The sequence below is a fragment of the Nostoc sp. genome (genome assembly GCF_036917775.1).
GTDB lineage: Bacteria > Cyanobacteriota > Cyanobacteriia > Cyanobacteriales > Nostocaceae > Nostoc.
In genome coordinates this window covers 76216-95305 of sequence record NZ_JBALEQ010000116.1, presented here as the reverse complement: position 1 = coordinate 95305, position 19090 = coordinate 76216, and the positions used below count along the sequence as shown (strand labels likewise).

The 19090-nt window shown below is 40.3% G+C and carries 17 protein-coding genes and 1 CRISPR repeat array; of the genes, 10 read left to right on the top strand and 7 right to left on the bottom strand.

Features of this window, described 5'->3' with window-relative positions:
* Positions 1 to 42: 42 nt before the first annotated feature.
* Positions 43 to 1452, bottom strand: coding sequence for an efflux RND transporter periplasmic adaptor subunit (locus V7K69_RS24440; RefSeq protein WP_335039117.1), 1410 nt, complete (start codon positions 1450 to 1452; stop codon positions 43 to 45).
* Between the two features lie 768 nt (positions 1453 to 2220).
* Positions 2221 to 3114 (bottom strand): 3-deoxy-7-phosphoheptulonate synthase, encoded by an 894-nt coding sequence (aroF, locus tag V7K69_RS24435; protein WP_335039134.1) that lies wholly within the window; start codon positions 3112 to 3114, stop codon positions 2221 to 2223.
* A gap of 838 nt (positions 3115 to 3952) precedes the next feature.
* On the opposite strand from aroF, the gene V7K69_RS24430 reads away from it, so the two are divergent.
* The 6 genes from V7K69_RS24430 (at position 3953) to rsgA (ending at position 9966) form a co-directional block, all read left to right on the top strand.
* Positions 3953 to 4447, top strand: coding sequence for a hypothetical protein (locus tag V7K69_RS24430; RefSeq protein WP_163936261.1), 495 nt, complete (start codon positions 3953 to 3955; stop codon positions 4445 to 4447).
* An 82-nt stretch (positions 4448 to 4529) separates the two neighbouring features.
* Positions 4530 to 5195: a pentapeptide repeat-containing protein gene (locus tag V7K69_RS24425; protein WP_335039115.1), complete on the top strand. Its 666-nt coding sequence runs from the start codon at positions 4530 to 4532 to the stop codon at positions 5193 to 5195.
* An 818-nt stretch (positions 5196 to 6013) separates the two neighbouring features.
* Positions 6014 to 6619 (top strand): DUF4360 domain-containing protein, encoded by a 606-nt coding sequence (locus tag V7K69_RS24420; protein WP_012407788.1) that lies wholly within the window; start codon positions 6014 to 6016, stop codon positions 6617 to 6619.
* A 251-nt stretch (positions 6620 to 6870) separates the two neighbouring features.
* Positions 6871 to 7728 (top strand): DUF72 domain-containing protein, encoded by an 858-nt coding sequence (locus V7K69_RS24415; RefSeq protein WP_335039113.1) that lies wholly within the window; start codon positions 6871 to 6873, stop codon positions 7726 to 7728.
* 286 nt (positions 7729 to 8014) lie between these two features.
* Positions 8015 to 8455, top strand: a complete 441-nt coding sequence (locus V7K69_RS24410) for a hypothetical protein (protein ID WP_335039111.1) — start codon at positions 8015 to 8017, stop codon at positions 8453 to 8455.
* Between the two features lie 449 nt (positions 8456 to 8904).
* The gene (gene rsgA / locus V7K69_RS24405; RefSeq protein ID WP_335039109.1) at positions 8905 to 9966 is read left to right on the top strand and encodes a ribosome small subunit-dependent GTPase A; all 1062 of its coding nucleotides are present in this window, start codon (positions 8905 to 8907) and stop codon (positions 9964 to 9966) included.
* Positions 9967 to 10948: 982 nt separating this feature from the next.
* On the opposite strand, the gene V7K69_RS24400 is transcribed toward rsgA, so the two are convergent.
* Positions 10949 to 11224, bottom strand: coding sequence for a hypothetical protein (locus V7K69_RS24400; protein ID WP_335039107.1), 276 nt, complete (start codon positions 11222 to 11224; stop codon positions 10949 to 10951).
* Between the two features lie 87 nt (positions 11225 to 11311).
* On the opposite strand from V7K69_RS24400, the gene nifH reads away from it, so the two are divergent.
* On the top strand, positions 11312 to 12205 hold the full coding sequence (gene nifH, locus V7K69_RS24395) for a nitrogenase iron protein (protein WP_335039105.1): 894 nt from the start codon (positions 11312 to 11314) through the stop codon (positions 12203 to 12205).
* Between the two features lie 53 nt (positions 12206 to 12258).
* A CRISPR array of direct repeats spans positions 12259 to 13096; the repeat unit is 37 nt; unit sequence GTTTCAATCCCTAATAGGGATTTTGATAAATTGCAAT.
* Between the two features lie 23 nt (positions 13097 to 13119).
* On the opposite strand, the gene V7K69_RS24390 is transcribed toward nifH, so the two are convergent.
* The 4 genes from V7K69_RS24390 to V7K69_RS24375 all read right to left on the bottom strand — a co-directional run bounded on the left by V7K69_RS24390 (position 13120) and on the right by V7K69_RS24375 (position 15206).
* Positions 13120 to 13302: a hypothetical protein gene (locus V7K69_RS24390; protein WP_335039103.1), complete on the bottom strand. Its 183-nt coding sequence runs from the start codon at positions 13300 to 13302 to the stop codon at positions 13120 to 13122.
* Positions 13303 to 13468: 166 nt separating this feature from the next.
* Positions 13469 to 13792 (bottom strand): hypothetical protein, encoded by a 324-nt coding sequence (locus V7K69_RS24385; RefSeq protein WP_114080697.1) that lies wholly within the window; start codon positions 13790 to 13792, stop codon positions 13469 to 13471.
* Positions 13793 to 14084: 292 nt separating this feature from the next.
* Positions 14085 to 14264, bottom strand: coding sequence for a chlorophyll a/b-binding protein (locus V7K69_RS24380; RefSeq protein WP_012407782.1), 180 nt, complete (start codon positions 14262 to 14264; stop codon positions 14085 to 14087).
* Between the two features lie 636 nt (positions 14265 to 14900).
* On the bottom strand, positions 14901 to 15206 hold the full coding sequence (locus tag V7K69_RS24375; protein ID WP_335039100.1) for an acylphosphatase: 306 nt from the start codon (positions 15204 to 15206) through the stop codon (positions 14901 to 14903).
* Between the two features lie 217 nt (positions 15207 to 15423).
* Between V7K69_RS24375 and V7K69_RS24370 the strand changes: the two genes are divergently transcribed.
* The 3 genes from V7K69_RS24370 (at position 15424) to V7K69_RS24360 (ending at position 19045) form a co-directional block, all read left to right on the top strand.
* A complete protein-coding gene (locus V7K69_RS24370) occupies positions 15424 to 15801 on the top strand; it encodes a DUF1823 family protein (protein ID WP_012407780.1) in 378 nt (125 codons plus the stop codon).
* Between the two features lie 329 nt (positions 15802 to 16130).
* Positions 16131 to 17789: an alpha-amylase family glycosyl hydrolase gene (locus V7K69_RS24365; protein ID WP_335039096.1), complete on the top strand. Its 1659-nt coding sequence runs from the start codon at positions 16131 to 16133 to the stop codon at positions 17787 to 17789.
* A 200-nt stretch (positions 17790 to 17989) separates the two neighbouring features.
* A complete protein-coding gene (locus tag V7K69_RS24360) occupies positions 17990 to 19045 on the top strand; it encodes a 3-deoxy-7-phosphoheptulonate synthase (protein WP_335039094.1) in 1056 nt (351 codons plus the stop codon).
* Positions 19046 to 19090: the final 45 nt, after the last annotated feature.

The window sequence follows — 19090 nt, the reverse complement described above, 5'->3', positions numbered from 1 at the left end:
TAATAATGAGTCATTGGTCATTTGTCATTGGTCATTTCTCCCTCATCTTCCTTGTCCCCCTGCTCCCTGCCCCCCTGCCCCCCTGCTTCCTACTTCCGGTTTCACTTGGACTGTGGCACCAGGCACTAGGTTGAATTGTCCATCAATAACTACTTGTTCACCCGGTTTCAAGCCTTGCTTAATTACCGTTTCGTTTTCAACGGTGTCGCCAACGGTAATTGTCCGCATTTCTGCTGTTTTGTCGGGTTTGACTACATATATAAATTGTCCCTTTTGCCCACTCTGTACCGCCTGGGAAGGAATAGTAATGGCATTTGGTTCTTCGCTCAGTTTGAGGACTACATTAACAAACTGTCCCGGAAACAGGCGATCGTCAGTATTGGCAAAAGTACCCTTAAGTTGAATTGTGCCTGTTTGGGTATTGACTCCACTATCAACAAAGGTAAGTTCGCCTCGTACTGGCCGCCCTGCGTCTTTAGGAGGTAAAGCATCGACTTCTAACTTGCCGTTATTAGCACTATATTTTTTGATATCTGGCAGCAGTCGTTGAGCAATGGAAAAGTTGACGTAAATCGGGTGAATTTGGCTGATTGTAATTAGCGGATCGGTGGCATTCGCCTCTACCAAGTTGCCTTGATTTAGCTTCAGACTACCCGTGCGTCCAGCAATTGGTGAGTAGATGGAAGTATAAGAAAGCTGAACTTTAGCATTATCGATCGCAGCTTCATCTGCTAGCACCACCGCCTGAGCATTTTGTACATCTGCTTGGGCTGCTGCCACGGCAGCCTGAGCATTTGCCACTCCCTCTTGATCTGCCTTTACCGTTGCCTGTTGAGCAGCAGCAGTTGTCTGATACTGTTCTGACTGTTCTTTACTGATTGCCCCTTGCTTGAGCAAACTACTATAACGTTGAGCCTGCACATTTGCATTTGTTGCCTGGGACTTATCCTTGACGACATTCGCTTTTGCCTGGTTCACTTGAGCGATCGCTTTTAGCACATTAGCCTGCGCCTGTTTCACCTGAGCCAAATCTTTAGCCTTGGCAGCGTTAGCTTGCATCAGCGCGGCTTGTAGAGGGCGAGAATCAATTTTAAATAACAAGTCTCCTTTCTTAACGTTCTGTCCTTGCTGAAAATAGACTCCAGTAAGTTGTCCACCTACTTGAGATTTGACAGATACCGTAGAATATGCTTCAACTGTCCCCGTAGCCGATAACTGTATTGGAATCGTTTTTTGAGTCGCAGTGGCAACCACCACTGGCACGGCTCGCTTTTTTTCTGCTTCTTTTCCACTTGATTGGGCTTCGGAAGCATTACAGGCAGCACACAAGTAAGTTAGACCTAATATAAGGAGTGAAAATCGTCCTCTTTGAATAACGTTATAAAAGCTAGGAATAGTTTGAGCAGCCAAGGACAGAGGCTTTATCGTCTGAATAGAAACTAAACTGCGCATATTAATAATTTGGGGAAAGGGGAAGCACATACACGTACTAGGAATGGCACTAAGAAAAGCTGAAACCTGTCAGGGCAGGGTGTGGGAGGTGTGGGAGGTGTGGGAGGACGGGGAAGAAGTCTTACCCCCCACACTCCCCACACTCCCCACACTCAAAAAGCAAGTTATATCAGGGCTTTGCCCTTAACTTAGTGCCATTCCACGTACTAGCTTGTCGTTAGACATCGCATTTTTTGCAAAATGGTTGATTGCGATTAATTCTAATTAGATAAGCAGAATGTTAGTCAAGCTAAAAATTAGTGTACTAATAATTGCTGTTTTAGCCTACCCCTTTTGGAAAGAAATTGTTGTTAAACTTGTGTGACTTTTTTGTGACTTTATTTATATCAGAACTTACGCAAAATATTTATCAAATTCTCATTCCTTTGCACCTCTGCGGTAGCCTGCGGCAAGCGGCTGACGCTCCTTTGTCGCTACCGCTTCGCTAATGCGTCTAAGTTATTCCATAACTTGTGCGTAATACCATTTATTGGTGAGGCTGCGCCAAATTTTCTTTCTCTGTCTCTCTCTCTTTCTTTGTGTACTTTGCGCCCTTTGCGGTTCGTTTTTTCTTATACTTCACTGCTAATATGGTTTAGCGCATTTTCATACAGAAATGGTATAAGTAAGCAACAATTTTATTTTACGAAGGCGATCGCAGTTTGTCATTCAGCCAAAATAAATATTTTGACTCAGACATTTAAGCGATCGCCCGCCCTCAACTGAGATTCAAGCAGCACAAAAAATCGGGGCAGGTGATAAACCCGCCCCGACATCTGATATATTGCGCCCAACGGCTGTTGCCACAGGCTTTAAACTATGAACTAAACGCACCATATCTTCTAAAGAGAGTGCTTGACGGGCATCAGAAACAGATTTTTCTGGTTCTGGGTGACATTCAATAATTAATCCATCAGCACCGCAAGCGATCGCAGCCCTAGCCACAGGTGCTACCAGTTCCCGTTTACCAACGGCATGGGAAGGATCTACAATCACAGGCAGGTGAGTTATTTGCTTGAGTGCTGCCACTGCCGCTAAATCTAGGACATTGCGGGTGTAATCATCGAAGCTGCGGATACCACGTTCGCACAACACCACATCGGGATTCCCGTGGCTAAGAATATATTCAGCAGCCATAACGAATTCTTCAATAGTCGCTGCTAAACCACGTTTGAGGAGTATTGGTTTCCCAGCCTGTCCTAAAGCTTTGAGCAAGTCAAAGTTTTGCATATTACGGCTACCAACTTGAAGCATATCAGCGTGGGCAGCAACTACTTCAATTTGGGAAATTGACATCACCTCAGTGACAACTGGCATATTGTAATGCGATCGCACCCTTGCCAAAATCCTCAATCCTTCCTCACCCATACCCTGGAAAGCGTAGGGAGATGTGCGAGGTTTGTAGACACCGCCACGTAACCCCTGTATCGATGTAGTAGATAGCTTTTGGGCGACAATTTCCATTTGTTCTAAGCTTTCAACAGTACAGGGCCCGCCGATAATTACTAGTTCTTCGCCTCCGAAAGCGACTTTTTCTGAGATTTTAACGATTGTCTGATGATTCGGATGAGATTGTGCGGCAAGTTTAGCATTAATCATGGTTTCATTCTCCTGAAAAGTTATGGATTGAGTATTAGGTATTAGTCCCCAGTGATAACAAAAAAGCCCGGAACCTATGAAGAGTTCCGGGCGCGTTGTGATTCATCGACATGACGCTACTTACCCGGAACTTAATCTGGGCCAAAAGTAAAAGCCATAAAACCAGCTACTTAAATAAGTCATGATGATGAAATTCTCCTTAAAACAACAAAAACCGCAGAGTTTGCTCTGCGGTTCACCGGGCGGTTTCCATTAGGAAACTTCATTCACTCCCGGTGAACCACCTTAGACCAAAAATAAAAGTAGGAACTTGTTTTAAGCATTTGCGGGGCTTTTGCTGGAAAACTTAATAAATATACCTATTTAAAGTAACATTAACAGGAAGAATAGGCGGTGTCAAGACCCCAATAAACCATAAAAAAGCGATAGACTCAGTACAACTGTAGGAGTGAAGACTCGCATTGTAGGGAAATAACCTGCCTTAAGTCGCTTTACATCTATAATCAATTACCCCTAAGACAGATGTAGTTTTTCAAATAATCTATATTTGGTCTTTCCTGTAAATGCGTAATTCCTAAAAACATATACACCAGTTTGCTTTTTAAGTAGGGTACAAAATACAGAACTTAAAACCAGATACAAAGAGTTACTATCTCCTGCCCCTTGTCCCCCTTGTCCCCCTTGTCCCCCTGCTCCCTGCTCCCTGCCCCCTGTACTTCATGCAAAAGAAAACAGATGTAATTCTCCTGACTTGTCATTTAACCTTGCGAAAGCTGATTGCAGACAATTGACGATCGCCATATATTATTCTGACCTAAGTCCTCATTGACCAGATCAACTTTTTAGGATCATCAGTTTGATTATGCCCAGTTCCAAAATCTTAGCCCAATCTTTCGACTATTATGGAGTTTACCCCTGCCCAGTCTGTCGAATAGGTAAGATTTCTCATATGCCATTGATGGAAGCTATGGCTTGTGACTTTTGTCAAGAGATTTTTACAGTCAACTTAGAAATCCAGCAAATCAAGATGCCTTCTAGACAACCACCATTAACTTGGCGTTGGAATGGGTTTAGTTGGACAGAAGGCCAGTTAGAAGGTGTGGAGTTAGGTTGGGGTTATGGACTAGCGGCAGCAGTTTTTGTAATTCTTCCCACTACTTTAATTGGCATAGTAGCTTACTATTTTCCTGCTGACCTCAAGGAACCCATTACTTGGACACCATATATTTGGACAGTATTGACTTTTTTATCACATTTATCAATTATTGTTTGGATTGTTATTGAAATTTATCAAATTCCAGTTGCAGCATATTTAAGAGCGATCGCTCGATGGAGAAATCGGGAGATGGAGAGATGAGGAAACAGGGGAGTGGCAAAAGATGCAGCGAATACATGGCTCCATCACTCATAATTAAGTTGATTGTCCACCAAAATATCGTATGAGCGATCTGGAGCGGTACTATAGAATTTTGGAATTAGAGCCTGGGGCAACACTTGAAGAAGTGAACCAGGCTTACAAAGATTTAGTCTTTGTTTGGCATCCCGATCGCATTCCCAAAGAAAATCTCCGTTTACAGCAGAAAGCACAAGACAAGCTGAAAGCCATAAATGAAGCTCGTGAAAAATTGCGCTCTTTAAAAACCAAACATCAAACCATATCTAATTCACCTTCACCTTCACCTTCACCGTCATATCAACAGCAAACACCACCTCAAAAAACCCAGCCACCACCGAAGCAAAACTCAGACTTGAGTGGTAAAGACTATAGTCGGGCAAATTTGAGCAACAAAGACTTATCTGGCAGAAATCTGAGTTATGCCAACTTGAGCGGCGCTAATCTCAGCGACACTTTTATGCACAAAGTCAACCTCAGAGGGGCGAATTTATCTGAAGCAAATTTATTTCGAGCAAACCTCCTTTTAGCGGATCTCAGGGAGGCGAATTTACGTGGTGCTAATTTAATTGGTGCGGATCTCAGTGGAACTGACTTACGAGGAGCCGACTTAACAGGAGCGCGGATTCGTTCTGGTGAGCGCCTTTTGGTTAAATTAATTGGCGCTAACTTAGCTGGGGCAATTATGCCTGATGGGGAAATTTATCAATAACCGAGGTTGCACTACGATACAGAGTCAGGTAGCACACCTGTGCTACCCAATTTTTTTGAGTGTAAAAGACCAAAACACTTGTAGAGACGGCGATTTATCGCGTCTCAAAAACCCAAGCATATTAGTATAAGTACCTAAGTTGACATGCGTAAGTAATAATGTGCCCTTGTTTTGCGGTTAAATCATTAATTGCGATCGCCTAGTCAGTTTTACGGGAACACAATATAAAATCTTTAGTCATTAAACAAGTACAGATTAAATACCCAAGGCTTAACTAAGAAGTTAGAAGTCAAAAATTAGAATTAATTAGAGAAAAATATCGCTAATTGTGGACTGCTAAATATTTTATTTAGTGAGGTAAGTGTTGCTTTTTATTCAGCAGTCATACATTAATTACGTATTTACTCTAAATCAAGAGACTGAATTTAATTTAGATCCTTCTATTAAGTAATTCAGTTTAATTCTAATTACCTAAATTTCAATACGCAGATGTAGCTTCGGTAAGTTAAACAGCTAACTTTTCGATAGTTTTGAGATGTCTATTAGGGCTGTAATAGTCTATATTGTAGCTTCTTTGAGCAGATTTGTCTAGTTTGCAAATTTATACTTTCCCTATTAATGCGTTAATTATTTCACCGGAAATAAGTTTGCTTTAGATTCTTGATATATCAAGAATCTATCAGATTGTTGTAAGTTTTACATGGGATTTATCCCAATTCAAATATGGTTGATACTGATTTCTTTAACGATCAGTTTTCTGGAATCAGCCGCAACAAATTTGGAGCTAACACTATCCAAATACTCAAAACAGGTGAGTTATGAATAATCAAAATTTCAAGACAACATCTATCAACTTTATCAAATCTTTTCTAGCTGCGGCTACACTGATAACAGCTTCCGTAGGCCCTGCTTTTGCTAACGACAAAGTGGAAATTGTAGGTGCAGAATATGGTGGTAATGGCTGCCCTGAAGGATCTGCTAGTGTAAGTGTCAGCCCCGATGGTCAAGAGCTAAGTATTCTATTTGATAAGTTTATAGCTGTAGGTAATAAAGCAGAAGAAAGACGCAAAAACTGTAACTTAAGTATTCCGATTAAAGTCCCCCAGGGCTTTCAAATTTCCCTCTACGATGCTGATTATCGGGGCTATGTTGCTCCTAGCACAATTGGCAGACTAAGAGCAGAGTACTTTTTTGCTGGTCAGCGTGGCCCTGTTTTTTCTCGGACATTTAACGGCGAAAGTGATTACAACGTTCGCGATCAATTAGTGACTGTGGCTGATGTTTGGTCACGCTGTGGTGACAGCGTAAATATGCGGGTAAATGCTGCGATGACCGCCAGTGGTCAAGGTATGGCAACTGTTGACTCCTTTGACCTTGCCCACCGAGGGTTGGTTTATCACGTTAAATATCGCCAGTGTCGTTAAGTCTTTTCAAAGCCGGGAGCAACAAACTTTTAGCTTTAAAAAAATCTAAGGCTTTGTTGGTTTGAGCAACACGGAACCTAACACTCTGTATCGATGTTAGGTTTTCTTACATCAACCCAGCAAAGCCCTTTTTTGCACTTAAAGCTTTCAAATCTTTTAGTACCAAGTAAGTCAGGAATCTGACCTAGCCTCATCTATTCCTACAACCAACCTGTAAAATTGAATATGATACATCAAGGCTTTGAGGCATTGTGAACTTTTTTATTGGTTGTGCTGTTTGGGCATATAAAGGTTGGGTGGGCGAACTTTACCCCCAAGGTACTCGCACCGCCGATTTTCTCCATCTCTACAGTCGTCGCTTCACCACTGTAGAAGGTAACACCACCTTTTATGCCGTGCCTAACCAACAAACAGTTACCCGTTGGGCTGCCGAAACACCAGCAGGTTTTGAATTTTGTCTAAAATTACCGCGAGATATTACCCATCAAGGGTTGCTACAACCTTATATTCCGGCGGCTTTAAAATTTCTGGAAGGGATGCGCCCTTTAGGTAAGCGTCTTGGGCCAATATTTGCCCAGTTACCACCTAGTTATGCACCTGCATTACTTGACGATTTGACTAGCTTTCTGGAAGCTTGGCCACGCACAGACACACCCCTAGCCCTGGAAGTTCGTCATCCCGACTGGTTCAGAGAACCCCATACTAGTAATTTGACAGCGCTTTTGCAAAAGCTAGGGGTAGGACGGGTACTTTTAGACTCGCGCCCCATTTACACTGGAGATGATGACCCCCAGTTGCAATCAGAACGACGTAAACCCAAACTACCGTTGCAATTGAGTGTGACAGCACCTTTTACCTTGATTCGGTTTATTTCCCATCCAAATTTATCAGTGAATCAGCCGTTTATGGAAGAGTGGGTAAGGCAGATTCAGCAATGGTTACAGGCGGGAGTGCGAATTTATTTCTTTGTTCATTGTCCAATAGAAGCGCGATCGCCTAACATAGCGCGTCACTTTCAACAGCTATTAGAACAGAGTGATACACCAGTTCCACCCTTACCTTGGAATAACCTTGAGCATCCCCCCAATCAACTGAGTTTATGGTCTTGAAAGGCAAGGCGAAAAGATCAAAGGAAATAGTCCCACAGAATGAAATTTATAACTTTTATAATATATCTAATGTTTAGTGATAAAAAAAGAGCGATAATTAATGTTTCAGTACTTTTCTGTTAATGCTTGATATTTCTTTCTTCTTGACAAAAACGGTAATAGCCGTTTTTGTCAAATGGTGATAAGGGTTTAGGTAATACATAAATATATCTAAAAAGAAAAGTATTGATTTATAGGATGTAATTTAAGCATTTTTTTGAAAGCAGTTACGCCAAAGGAGGTTAAGATGAGTCGTCTTCTTTATGAAAATTCAGTCTCCTACAAAGGATATCTCATCATTCCATTCGTTTTTGGGAAAGTTGACAATTACGAGATTTATTCTTATAAACTGCTATCTGAAATTGGTCGCAGAAGCCAATTTCATAAAGCAGAAAACCCAGCAGGAATCTATGGAAATGGCGTTAGCAATATCATTGAGATTGCCAAAGAACATATCGATCAAAATTCAAACTTTGTGAACCAGAGAGATTATTTTAAGTCTCGCTATATTTACCGTAACCATTTGATTATTATCTTCCAAGAAGGAGACAAATGCTTTTATGACCATTATCCACCAGAGTTATTGAATAATATTGCAGCTCCAAAATTATTCAAATCCGAATACGAATGCCTGAGTTGGATTAAACAAGGACTTGATGGGCCACAGGTGCGACAAAGAGCTATTTGAAAAAGACAGAAGTTAAAAGTTAAGAGCAAAGCAAGCTTAATATAGGACTCATATTTGATTTTTTCAAAAATCAGTATAGCTCAAATAGGCTTTTTAATTGTTTCCTGTTGCCTTCCTATCGCGCTTGCGCTGCGCGAACAGAAATCAAATCAGATTGCTATATCTGCTTTTTAAACGAATTTTCTGGAATAGGCTAATGTAGTAATGTAGATTATTTACTGTAGTACATAAGGAGGACGAACTATGACTGAGTTGCTAGCAGTCCGGGTTAATTTGACCATCCCAACCCAACGGACACAAGGCACAGAGATTCTTGTTCAGTCCTCTTTCCTACAGGAATTGAAAACTAGAATTTACAGACATTATTGTGCTGGGGGCTTCCCTGCATAGAAATGTCCTCCTCTGTGGAACCTTGTGCAAAACAAGTAGCACACATCGAGGAAACATCAATGAATTTGGATTATTTAGGCTGGAGTGACTTTTTTGCTCGCAGCTTTGAACCCTATCGCTTACAAGGATTTAGTGTTGGTAGGGTTGCCATTGAATACAGAAATACTTACACCCTTTATAGTGAACAGGGAGAACTTTCAGCAGAAGTTGCAGGCAAATTGCGGCATCGGGCTTCCCAACCACAAGACTTTCCAGCAGTGGGAGATTGGGTTGTTATTAGTGTAAGAGAATCTGAAAGACGAGCCACCATCAACGAGATTTTACCCAGGAAAAGCAAATTCTCCCGCAAGACGGTGGGTAGTAAAACAGAAGAACAAATTGTTGCAGCTAATATTGATACAGTTTTTTTAGTCTCAGGGCTGGATGGCGATTTTAACCCTAGAAGAGTTGAACGTTATCTAATTCTGGCTTGGGAAAGTGGTGCAAATCCAGTAGTGGTGTTAAACAAAGCAGATTTGTGCAACTCTCTAGAAGAGTACTTAGCACAAGTAGAAGCAGTTGCTTTGGGTGTACCAATTGTAGTTTTAAGTGCCACCAATCATCAAGGATTAGATGCCTTAAAACCTTACCTGCAACCAGGACAAACAGTTGCTTTGTTGGGGTCTTCTGGTGTTGGGAAATCCACCATCACTAACCAACTACAAGGCACATCTGTGCAAATGGTACAACCAGTACGGCGAGGTGATGACCGAGGTAGACACACAACAACTCATCGTGAATTAATTTTGCTCTCTACTGGCGGATTAATTATTGATACGCCAGGAATGCGGGAAATCCAAATTTGGGCAAGTGACGAAGGTTTGCAAGAAACTTTTACAGATATAGAAACCTTGGCGCAAAAATGCCATTTTCGCAATTGTCAGCATAATAACGAACCCGGTTGTGTAGTGCAGCAGGCTTTGGCTGAAGGAGAACTTGATTATTCCAGGTTTCTTAGCTACCAAAAGTTGGAAAAAGAACTCGATTACCTTACCCGCAAACAAGACCAGAGGATGCAACTAGCCGAGAAAGAACGCTGGAAAAAGATTCATAAAGCTATGCGAAATCATCACAAGCGCTAATTGCACAGGTATCAACTTCAGCTAAAACTCCTTTAAAACCTCGTTTCCAGCCTCTAGCTGGAAACGAGACGCAAGAGACAATCTTTAAAAGCTTATTAGCTTTTACCTTAATTGAATCTACTTTCATGACAACATTTTGAAGTGAAAAATAATAAATTGTGTTTTTGTTATAAAACATTAGTTTTAAATACTTTTATCAAATAAGCAAAAGTATCTAACTGTACATATTGACTATGAACAATAATTTAAATAATTGGCAAGCTTTGAGCGTGTAACTTATGGCTATTAAAGATTGTAAGGATAATCTTCTATCTAGTAAATAAATAATTTCAGATTCTGCAAATAAATTAGTGAGATGTATGTTATGGTTTTTATAGGAATCAAAACGAGTGAAAGCACAAAAAGACTTCAAGATAATTTTGAGGCAAGCTCAAGAAAGTTTTTTTTGCTCTGGTAAGTCCACTTCAATTCGCTACATATTTCTGTAACAAAAATCTAAAACTAGATTGAGTAGGATAGTAGCCTTTGTAACAACTTGAAGTCAATCAAAATTTATCTGGGTATGAGCCAATAAGAGTTGGCTAACCTAGCTAGAACATTACCCGCCAAAGGCAATTACTCTTGGAGTCTGGGAAGAAAGACTCTTAGTACAGCCTGACAAATCCATAGAAATACAGAATATTTACAAACTTAGTTTTGTGGGAGCAAACATTTTCAACCGCAAACTAAGTTGAAGCAGTTGATGACTTTTGGAACAAAAACTCTAAGCAGAATGGTGCCATAAACCATACTGTCAAAAGTCACTTAGATATTATCTAAGCTAAAGTGTTAGAGATTGCCTGTGCAAACATTATAGTATTGCACCTATAGCTACCACTTTTAGGCTGAAATTTATCTTGCTGTATCAATCACGAAACGATAAGCACTATTGAAGTTTTTGGCAATTTGACATCAGCAAAATCAAAGAAGTTGCAGTGACCATTTAGAGTGGATTGCAATTTGGTTGGTTGTGTGGTTCAGGGAACAAATCTGCGTTCGTTTGAATTCCTGCTGCAACCACTCTTGAGGCTTGAGCAACCATTTGGGATTTTGTAACAACAACTGACAATGCTGAAGTCAAGGTTTTAAAGACTTCGTTATTAGGAGATAGAGATTTTCTATCACTTGAGCTATCGCTTTGTGGGTAAATATGTTCTGATTTTGGCTGTTTTTGTCGGGGTGCGATGTCTAGCGACAAGTTGCTACACGTTAACGCCAACAGGCTCTACTTCCCTACGTTCCAAGGGTGAATATCTCATATCAAGCTTCCGACCCATCAATTAAATCATTGTAGGAAAACACAACCATGGCTGACGAAAAGATTAGACAAATAGCTTTCTATGGTAAAGGCGGTATTGGTAAATCTACTACCTCTCAAAACACCCTTGCAGCAATGGCTGAAATGGGTCAACGCATTCTAATTGTCGGTTGCGACCCTAAAGCTGACTCTACCCGTTTGATGCTACACAGTAAAGCTCAAACAAGTGTTCTTCAATTAGCTGCTGAAAGAGGCGCTGTAGAAGATATTGAACTCGAAGAAGTAATGCTGACAGGTTTCCGTGATGTACGTTGTGTGGAGTCTGGTGGCCCTGAACCCGGTGTAGGTTGCGCTGGTCGTGGTATCATCACTGCTATCAACTTCCTAGAAGAAAATGGTGCTTACAAAGACGTTGATTTTGTAAGTTACGACGTATTAGGTGACGTTGTGTGCGGTGGTTTTGCTATGCCTATCCGTGAAGGCAAGGCACAAGAAATCTACATCGTTACCTCTGGTGAAATGATGGCGATGTATGCAGCTAACAACATCGCTCGTGGTGTTCTCAAATATGCTCACACTGGCGGCGTGCGCTTGGGTGGTTTGATTTGTAACAGCCGTAACGTTGACCGAGAAATCGACTTAATCGAAACCTTGGCAAAACGTTTGAACACCCAAATGATTCATTACGTACCTCGTGACAACATCGTTCAACACGCAGAATTGCGTCGGATGACTGTTAACGAGTATGCACCAGATAGCAATCAAAGTAACGAATATCGGACATTGGCTACTAAGATTATCAACAACGACAAGCTTTCTGTCCCCACTCCTATTGAGATGGAAGAGTTAGAAGAGTTGTTGATTGAATTCGGTATCCTCGAAAGCGATGAAAATACCGCAATGCTTGTTGGTAAGTCTGCTACTGAAGCACCCGTCAAGTAATACTAATTAAATAATGGTTTAGGGTGGGCTACTTGTCCACCCTTTTCTCATTCGTTTCAATCCCTAATAGGGATTTTGATAAATTGCAATCTGAACATTGGTAATCTGGAACGCTGCAAGTTTTGGTTTCAATCCCTAATAGGGATTTTGATAAATTGCAATTTGCTTGATACACTTCACTGCTTACATCACAGAGGGTTTCAATCCCTAATAGGGATTTTGATAAATTGCAATCCACCGCCGCCGGCTGGCTTGCTTAAAAGCTGGGATTAAGTTTCAATCCCTAATAGGGATTTTGATAAATTGCAATCTTGATATCCCGGCGGATGGGGACTTTTTCTTTGCCGGTTTCAATCCCTAATAGGGATTTTGATAAATTGCAATAATCGCAGGACTATGATTGCCAAAGCAATATCAGATGTTTCAATCCCTAATAGGGATTTTGATAAATTGCAATCGACTAATAGTAGTAGGCTCATCCCCCCACTTGCCAGTTTCAATCCCTAATAGGGATTTTGATAAATTGCAATCTACCAGGTTTGACGATGATTTTTAATTCATGTAACACCTTGTTTCAATCCCTAATAGGGATTTTGATAAATTGCAATGTTTGGGGCGAGTGGGAGGACAAATACGGTGAAGTGTTTCAATCCCTAATAGGGATTTTGATAAATTGCAATTTTTGTTTCCTGTCCCTGCGGGTGGCGCTGGGACGTTTCAATCCCTAATAGGGATTTTGATAAATTGCAATAGTGCCAGCCCCCGCAATCGCAGCAGATGAAGAGTTTCAATCCCTAATAGGGATTTTGATAAATTGCAATCTTCAGAGCGTAAGAAATGCCGAATGGCACCAAGTTTCAATCCCTAATAGGGATTTTGATAAATTGCAATCGCTGGCTTCTGAAAGCTTTGCCCTATTTGGTTTTCAAGGTTCGGTTGCGCGAATGCTGAAATGATAACACGATGAGTTGTGATTTGGCTAGAGGCAAATGGCTGAAAACTAGTCCCCATAAGGTGCGCGGATAGATTGAAATGCGTAGGCGTAGCCCGCCACAGGTATCGCTATCAAATTCTTGCATATAGGACAGTTCAGCCATTTTTCTAGTTACCCCTTCTCCAACACCTACCCATCCGCGCATTCAGCTTCAGCAAAAAAACCAATCTGATTGGAAAGCTGCTTACTTATAAAGACCCTACTCGATTAGTTAGGCTGATGCTGGGGTTGGACTACACCTACAGAATACCAGCACCCCCTGATTAACTTTATTTGCCAACGTCTTCAAAGTCTGTTATGGCACAAGCAAACTCCCTAAAAGCTGTTTTAATCAAAACCTCTTTCGTTCCCCTTTCCAGCGAAGAATTGCGGATCATATCTGTTAATTCTATGAACAGTAGAGAAAACATAAAACGATCTTGCCGATCAACTTGTTTCAAGCAAGACGATATAAACTGATAAAGCTCTGTTTTTCTCGGTTTGGTTTGTTCTTCCCATATTTGTAACCCAAGCCGGAAGGTTCTTAAGCGGATCTCGTTGCTATTGAAGGACGCGTCTTTGTAGCGGACAGATACGCGTTGGGGTATTTCCATGAGGTTTAGCTATACATATTCAATGTAAAGTAGTTATTCACTTATATTTTGGCTTAACCGGAAAAATCTGGTATTTTGCACCAATCCCAACAGCCGCCATACATTAGCAACGAATGATATGTGTGGAATATAGATGGTTAGTAGGGGGTCGCAACTGTGCATTGATATGAACTTAAAGTCAAAGCCGGTAAGCAGTAACAGCCCATCCAGGTTTAACCTGGAAATGAAGTTTTAAAAGGGTTTTTGTCTAAGTAAACACTAATGACAGCCGTGTACCCCTACTACAATCAATTTAGAGGATGCCCCAGAAATGGAGTAACCCTTGACCTGAAAAAGCTTCAATCAAAATCGCAGATAAAAAACCAATCATTGCAAGGCGACCGTTCCAATTTTCACTTTGAGGAGTGAAGCCAAAACGCACAGCATTAGGATCTTCTGAAACGATAGGTGCAGGGTTCTTAAAACCTGTCATGAGTAAAACTCCAAAGTTTAAGTGTTGTAGCAGTTGTAACTGTCTGTAAAGTAATGTAACAGATGTTTAAAAAAATGCAACATTGGGTAAATAAAGAAAAGCTGAAGAAAAATCTGCTCAATGAAGAGGCAGGGAGAAGGGAGCAGGGAGAAGAGGGGTAGGGGGATAAAAATTACCTCTTTCCTCTTTGTTCTCTTACCTTTTATTTCCATTCGCCTTGTAGAGTGAAAGCTTCCCAGTAATAGGGTGCGGCATATTATCCCTTTTCTGAGGATAGCTAATGTAGAGGCTGAAGGGAGAGTAATGATTTCGTGGTTGAGCAGTAATGGTTCATAATTGCTACTGCTACCTGTTGTGAGGGCAGCAAATAGCACATATTGCAAAGTCCATCGCTAGCGATCGCTTGACGATATAGTAAAAGTACTTGCTCAAATTTTGCTTGCGATCGCTTTTAACAGAGATTCTGCTGTTCCTGTTCCTTACTCATATAGTTGCTTCCCTTCCTGATATGCAAGTTTAGCAATAGCCAGAATTGTATCTGGCGAATTTGTCTGCGTCATCTGTGCAAAAACCGGGAAACGCTCTTTTCTCCTGCGGTCTTCATGATAAGTCTTTAAGTAGATATGATATAACTCTCTACTCAACCCGCTTAACTTCAAATCCCCGCAACCCTTCCGGTACTTCATATTCAACCACAACATCTTTAACTACAGCAGCAGGCGGCCCAGAGTGACACCAGCGAACCATATCATCTACAACCTCTCGCGCCCCTTCAAAAACTGCCTCTACTCGATTATCAGGGAGATTTCGCACCCAACCGGTTAATCCCAACTGCCTAGCTGTCTCGACAGTGGAATAGCGATAACCCACTCCTTGGACTCGGCCAGAAATGAATACATGGGCGCGGATGATTTTTGGCAGTGCTGTGGTGGAATTCTGCATAGACTGGTCTAAATCTTTACGATTCCCAGTCTACCTAGTTTGTGTATACACAATCTGTTTTTAACTCCAAGCATCATGTCCTGAAAGTGCGATCGCAATTATCCCTATCTTTGGGAGTGTAGCAGAGTAATGATAAAGTGTTTTTCACTACTCTGTTAATAGTTGTGAATTTAATTAATTGGTAGTCCGTTTTTCAATCTGGAATTTTGAATTGCTTATGTCTAACCTGCCACCACTCAATACAGCAACAATTTGGGCAATTCTTGACGATAAAATTGATGATGCCACAGTCAACCAGTTGCTATGGCATTATTTAGGCTATCGCTATGATTCTTCAACTGCACAATGGGACATTAGCCAAGTTGCACCAGAATGGCAAGAGGAGTACCCACAACCACCAAATTTCATAGAATCTCGCCCTGCAACAGTGAAGTTAACTCGTTCCATCCCTGCTGAAAACAAACAAATGCTAAAAGAAAAGCTGGGTTTCAAAGGGTACAAAATTGGTGAATTTGGGCCACGGCAAACTCGTAGAGCAACGGCGGCTAATTGGTTTTTAAGTTATTTGCAACAAACTAACGGCAAAATTGAATAATCTGATACAGCAAGCAGATATTTAGATAAAAACATATTATTTTTACTGAATATCTGCTATTTAAAAAAAAATCATAAAAAGTCATTAACTTATTTATATAAATTTTGTAACTTGATTAATAGCATTTTAGCTTTAGTAGTTTTATTGGTTAAAAGTAAATGCGATAAACAGTCAAAAATCGCCGAAAAATAGTAGTTTTTACAAAATATTTATAAATTAATCCTCAAGATAGAAGCGCTAGTTATAGAATTATTTCTCTAGAGCGATTTGCAAATTCAATTAAGCATCAGAGAATACGTCTATCAACCCTTGATATTACAAACACTTCTATGGCAAAGCCAATTGAATTTAATTTATTTGCACCATACAACAAAGGAGCCGCATTAATTGGTTCTTTTTCTGATTGGCAAGAAATACCAATGGAAAAAGGTGATGATGGCTATTTTCGTACAAGTGTTGAACTAGAAGACGGCGTTTATAAATATAAATTTCGCATCCAGTCAAATTCATGGTTTTTTGAACCAGAACAATGGGTTGATGTTACAGACCCTTATGCAACTGATATAGATGAACTAAGTGGAAAAGATGATAGTGTTATCCATGTAAAAGACGGCGAAAGGATTACTGATACCTATGTCTGGCAACATGATGATAAACCTTTACCTGCTGACAACGAATTAGTAATTTATGAATTACACGTTGGTGACTTTTCTGGCGGCGAGGATGATCCTTATGCACGAGGTAAATACAAACACGTCATTGAAAAGTTAGATTATTTGTGTGAACTAGGAGTCAATGCTATTGAGTTGATGCCACTTAAAGAATATCCCGGTGATTATAGTTGGGGTTATAATCCTCGCCACTTCTTTGCAACAGAATCAAGCTATGGTTCTACTGCTGAGTTAAAAAAATTGATTGATGAGTGTCATGCCAGAGGAATTCGTGTAATTCTTGACGGTATTTATAACCACTCAGAAGCATCTGCACCCTTAACACAAATTGACCACGATTATTGGTATCATCACGAACCTCGTGACCCTGATAATAACTGGGGGCCTGAGTTTAATTATGAACATTATGACGAAAAATTAGATATTAAGCCAGCCTGGAAATTTACTGGTGAGGCAATCCGTTTCTGGATTCAGGAATATCATCTTGATGGTATTCGGTATGATGCAGCACGGCAAATTGCTAATTATGACTTTATGCACTGGATTGTTCAGGAAGCCAAAAAAACTGCTGGTGCAAAGCCTTTTTATAATGTTGCTGAACACATTCCTGAAACTACCAGCATTACCAATGTAGATGGGCCAATGGATGGTTGCTGGCATGATAGTTTCTATCACTGCATTCTAGAACATATCTGCGGTGATACATTTGATTTAGAGCGTCTAAAAGATGTTATTGACTGCAAACGCCAAGGCTTCTTAGGTGCTACCAATGTAGTAAATTACCTCACCAACCATGACCATAACCATCTCATGGTTGAATTGGGGAACCGTGAGATTTTTAACGAAGAAGCCTTTAGACGGGCTAAATTAGGAGTAGCCATTCTAATGACTGCTGTTGGTGTACCTTTGATTTGGATGGGAGAGGAATTTGGTGAGTACAAACCCAAACAACCCGAATCATCAAAAATTGATTGGACACTGTTAGGTAACGATCTCAATCGTAGTTTATTTGAATCATACAAAGGCTTAACCAACCTGCGTAAAAGTAATCACGCTCTCTACACAGAAAATATTGACTTTATCCATGAAAATCCAGAGGCAAAAGTATTAGCTTACACTCGTTGGAATGATGAAGGTTCTCGTGTAGTCGTAATAGCAAATTTCTCAGAAAACTTCCTAGCTGGTTATCATGTTCCTAACTTTCCAAGTGCTGGTACATGGCACGAGTGGACAGGCAATTATGATGTCGAATCTGGTGATGATGGCATCATAACTGACTTGGGCCCATACGAAGCTAAAGTGTTTGTATGGCAGTAATTATATACACTAACACTGAGTCAGTAATCCAATAGCAAAAAGAAAGGGGGGAAATATTCTCCCCTTTTTAAGTTATTACTTTACTCAAATACAGTGTAATTAGAAATTTGTCAAGCACAAAATAAGCTATTTTAAAATTTCATGGGTTTGTGTTACACTTTTGAGTTGAAGTGCGTATATAAAATTGCCAAAGCATCCCCATGCACAACAAATTATTTAATAGTAATATCGACAACGCTAACATTGAGAACGATCGCATTTTATTAACTCCCAATGAAATAAAATCAAAATTACCTTTAACACAATTAGCCGAACAAAGAGTTTTAGCATACAGACAGGAAATAGAAGATATCCTGGATTTTCAGGATCGGAGAAAGTTTATAGTAGTTGGACCATGCTCAATCCACGACCCAAAAGCAGCGCTCGAATATTCTGAAAGGTTGAAAGCGTTGTCTGAGCAAGTTAAGGATAAACTGCTACTAATAATGCGTGTATACTTTGAAAAGCCAAGAACAACCGTCGGTTGGAAAGGATTAATTAATGATCCAGATATGGATGATTCTTTCCATGTAGAGAAAGGTTTATTAATTGCACGCGATCTGTTATTAAAAATTACAGAATTGGGATTACCTGCGGGTACAGAAGCGCTAGATCCAATCATACCTCAATACATTAGTGAACTAATTACATGGTCTGCTATTGGGGCACGCACTACCGAATCACAAACTCACCGTGAAATGGCAAGTGGACTCTCGATGCCTGTGGGTTTTAAAAACGGTACTGATGGCAATATTCAAGTAGCTTTGAATGCCCTACAATCAGCTAGAAACCCGCATAATTTTCTGGGAATTAATCAAAACGGACAAGTCAGCGTCTTTCAAACTAAAGGGAATGGCTATGGTCACGTAATTTTAAGAGGTGGTAGTCAACCCAACTTTGATGCAGCAAATGTCAAATTAGTAGAAGATAAATTAAAACAGGCAAATTTACCACCAAGAATTGTTATCGACTGTAGCCACGGAAATACTAATAAAGATTACAAATTACAAGGTGCTGTTTTAGAAAATATTATTCAGCAAATAGTAGATGGTAATACATCAATAGTTGGCATGATGCTGGAATCACATTTGTATGAAGGTAGTCAACCAATTACCGATAAAGAAGAATTAAAATATGGAGTTTCTGTAACTGATAAATGTATTAGTTGGGAAGAAACCGAAAAAATTATTTTGGCTGCTTACGAAAAACTTAAGTAAATACCATAATTAGCATTTTCAGAAGGTTTAAATCGGGAGCAAGAT